Annotated in this window: 4 protein-coding genes; 1 reads left to right on the plus strand and 3 read right to left on the minus strand. The window is 64.9% G+C overall.

The annotated features are described in order from the left end of the window. The 3 genes from HX803_RS29545 to HX803_RS29555 all read right to left on the minus strand — a co-directional run. Positions 1–1138: arabinose transporter (locus HX803_RS29545; protein WP_178925665.1), on the minus strand; the 1138-nt coding region annotated here is incomplete at its 3' end. A gap of 13 nt (positions 1139–1151) precedes the next feature. Continuing rightward, positions 1152–2018 carry an SDR family oxidoreductase gene (locus tag HX803_RS29550; RefSeq protein WP_178925666.1) on the minus strand — a complete coding sequence of 289 codons (867 nt, stop codon included), beginning with the start codon at positions 2016–2018 and terminating at the stop codon, positions 1152–1154. Between the two features lie 15 nt (positions 2019–2033). After that, complete coding sequence (locus HX803_RS29555; RefSeq protein ID WP_178925667.1) at positions 2034–2690, minus strand: O-methyltransferase; 657 nt, start codon at positions 2688–2690, stop codon at positions 2034–2036. A gap of 112 nt (positions 2691–2802) precedes the next feature. Here HX803_RS29555 and HX803_RS29560 point away from each other — a divergent pair, with 112 nt between their 5' ends. Then, on the plus strand, positions 2803–3435 hold the full coding sequence (locus HX803_RS29560) for a TetR family transcriptional regulator (RefSeq protein ID WP_178925668.1): 633 nt from the start codon (positions 2803–2805) through the stop codon (positions 3433–3435). The last annotated feature ends 86 nt before the right edge of the window (positions 3436–3521 follow it).

Genomic DNA, 3521 nt, shown 5'->3' on the forward strand with positions numbered 1-3521 from the left:
CCGCCACCGCCAGCATCACCGCCACGGCACCGGCGAGGTACACCGACGCCACCCCCGCCGACCCCGCCAGGGCGCCGGCCAATGGGCTGCTGATGCCCAGCGCGATATCCAGGAACGCCACGTAGGCGCCCATGGCCAGACCACGGGTTTGCGGTGGCGCCCGCTTGATCGCTTCCACACCAAACCCGGGGAAGGCCAACGAATAGCCGAAGCCGGTCAAGGCTGCCCCCACGTACGCCATCACTGGCGAGCCCGCACCCCAGATCAGCAATTGCCCCAGCGCCTCGATCAGCACGCAGACCAGCGCCACCTTGGCGCCGCCCAGCTTGTCCGGCAGGTGCCCGAAGAACAGCCGCGCACCGATGAACGCCAAGCCAAAGGCGGTGAAGGCGAACGAGGCATTGCCCCAGTCCTTGGCGGCAAACAACAGCGCGATAAAAGCGGTAATCACACCAAACCCGATGCTCGAAAACGCCAGCCCCAACCCGGGCAACCAGACGGCGCCCAGCACCGTGTAGAACGACGTGCGCCGCTGGCTGGTGGGCGCAACGCCCTTGGCCCCCACGACGATGGCCAGCGCAAACAGCGGCAAGATCAGCGTGGCCACACACACGCCACTGAAGCCCCATTGGGCGTTGAGCGCCACGCCCAAAGGCGCCCCCAGCGCAAACGCTGCGTAGATGGCGATGCCGATCCAGGCCATGACCTTGCCAGCGTTCTGCGGCCCCACCAGGCCCATGCCCCAGCCCATGGAACCGGTGATGATCAGGCTTTCACCCAGGGCCAACACCACACGCCCCGCCAGCAAGACCCACACCGACAGCGCCGGGGTTTCCACAAACCCGAGCGACGCCAGGTACAACAGCCCGGAGCCGGCCGCCACCAGCATGCCGATCAGCATTGCGCGCTTGGGCCCACGCATATCGGCAAAGTTGCCGGCCCAGGCCCGCGACAGCAGCGCGGCGGCAAACTGCGCACCGACCACCACGCCCACCACCAAGGTGCTCATGCCCAGGGTGTGGTTCAGGTGCAGCGGCAGGACCGGCAGTTGCAGGCCGATAATCAGGAATGCGACGAACACCGCCAGGGTGATCGGCAGCAGTTTCAACAGCACCGAAGACGTACCGTGTTGTGTCATGGGAACGCTCCTGTCAGAGACTGAAATAGCCCGCTTGATCCAAGTCGCTCAGCAGGTCCGGGCCTGTCGGCGCCCACCCCAGGCGATCCCGGGTCTGCGCGCTGGACACCGCCATCTCGGCGCCGGCCATGTTGGCGAACCAGCCAAAATGTTCGCGTGGCCGCGACGCCACCGGCACGCCCAGGCGACGCCCGATGACCTCGGCGATGGCTTTGAACAGCACGGCCTCGTCCGCCACGGCGTGATACACGGCCTGGGTAACGCCCTCCTCCAGCGCCAGGCGATAGACCCGCGCCGCATCGGTGCGATACACGCCCGACCAGCAGTTGAGCCCCTCATCGAGGTAGGCCGACACGCCCGTCTCCCGCGCCAAGCGAATCAGGATCGGCAAGAAACCATGGTCGCCCAGCCCATGCACCGACGGCGCCAACCGTACCGTCGCGGCACGCACACCACGCTCGGCCAAGGCCCGGGCGGCGAATTCGGATTTGCGCGGCGACGCGCCGTTGGGCAGGTCCGCCTCAGTAGCGCCACGGGCCAGCCCGGACAACCCCGAAGTGACCAGCAGCGGCGTGTCCGAACCTCTCAAGACACTGTCCAGAGCCTCGATCACACGACGGTCCTGCTCGCAGTTTTCGACAAACCGCGAAAAGTCATGATTGAACGCGGTATGGATCACCGCGTCGGCGGTCCAGGCCGCGCGGCGAATTGCATCCAGGTCATCCAGGGACGCGCGCAGTACCTTCGCGCCCGTTGCTGCAAGGGTTTTGGCCTTGTCATCGCTACGGGCCAGCCCGGTAACCAGGTGGCCGGCACCGATCAGGTCCTTGACCACTTCGGAGCCGACCCAGCCGGTGGCGCCTGTGACAAATACGTGCATAGGGTGACTCCTCAATTAAGCCAAACGAATGGACAGCTCGATGTCATCGGCAAACGGCACCGACAGGTAACCGTTGTGCGGCGAGCGCACGTGCGCCAGGTATTCCGGGCAGTAGTTGGTGTTGTCGGCCACCACCAGGGCGCCCGGGCGCAGGTGTTTTTCCACCAGGCCAAGCACGTCGCCATACAGTGCCTTGGCGCCGTCGAGCAGCAGCAGGTCAACCGATGGCGGCAGGCCTGAGGCCAGGGTCACCAGTGCGTCGCCTTCGCGGATTTCGATCAGGTCGCTCACACCGCCTTCGGTGAAATGCTCACGCGCCAGGGCGATCTTCGACGGCTCGAATTCGCTGCCGATCAACACACCGCCACCGTTGTCACGCAGGGCGGCGGCCAGGAACAGCGTAGACAAGCCGAACGAGGTGCCGAACTCGACGATGGCCCGCGCCTGGGTGCTGCGCGCAAGCATGTAGAGCAGCGTGCCGGTGTCCCGTGAGACCGGCAGCCACAGGTCCTTGAGCAGGGTGTAAAGCGCCAGGTATTCGGTTTTGCTGTGCATCAGGCGGTTGCGTTCTGCATCGGGCACGTTGGCCAAGTCCGGGCTGGTGGCGGCCTCTGCCTGGGCGTAGAGACGTTCGATCAGGGGCGCCAGTGGCGCAGTCGTCAGGGTATTCATCATTGATTTCCGTGAGGTCTGGACTAAGATGCGACTAATTCGTCGCATTGAAAGTATGCGAGTGATTCGTCGCATTCGCTATTCGCGTTCCCCCGACCCGCTGGAGCCACCCATGTCCACCCGCCAGACCCCGCGTATTGCCTCGCGCAAACAGCCACAACAGGCCCGCTCCACCGAGTTGGTGGCGGCGATTCTGGAAGCGGCTATTCAGGTTTTGGCCAAGGAAGGCGCCACCCGTTTCACCACGGCGCGGGTCGCCGAGAAGGCCGGTGTGAGTGTGGGTTCGGTGTATCAGTACTTCCCCAACAAGGCCGCGATCCTGTTCCGCTTGCAGAGCGATGAATGGCAACAGACCACCCGCATGCTGCGCCAGATTCTGGAAAACCGGCAGTTCGCGCCGTTGCAGCGCTTGCGCACCCTGGTGCAGGCGTTCATTCATTCGGAGTACGAGGAAGCGCTGATGCGCGGCGCGCTGGACGACGCCGCGCCGCTGTATCGCAACGCCCCCGAAGCGTTGGAAGTTCGCGAGGCGGGACGTCAGATATTCCGCGACTTCATGCGGGAACTGCTCCCCGATGCATCGGACGCGACCCGCCAGCTGGCCCACGATCTGATCCAGTCCACCCTCAGTTGCGCGGGCAAGGATTTCTCCTCAACCCCGCGCACACCCGAGGCCATCGCGGTTTACGCCGGCGGCATGGCCGACATGTTCAGCGCCTACCTGACCGCGCTCAACACAAGGTGAAACGCGCCAGCGCCTCCCGAAAATGGTTAATCAACGGCTTGGGATCGTCCTTGCGCCATATCGCATGGATATCGATGCGCACCGGG

The organism is Pseudomonas sp. P7548 (assembly GCF_013386585.1).
Lineage (GTDB): Bacteria > Pseudomonadota > Gammaproteobacteria > Pseudomonadales > Pseudomonadaceae > Aquipseudomonas.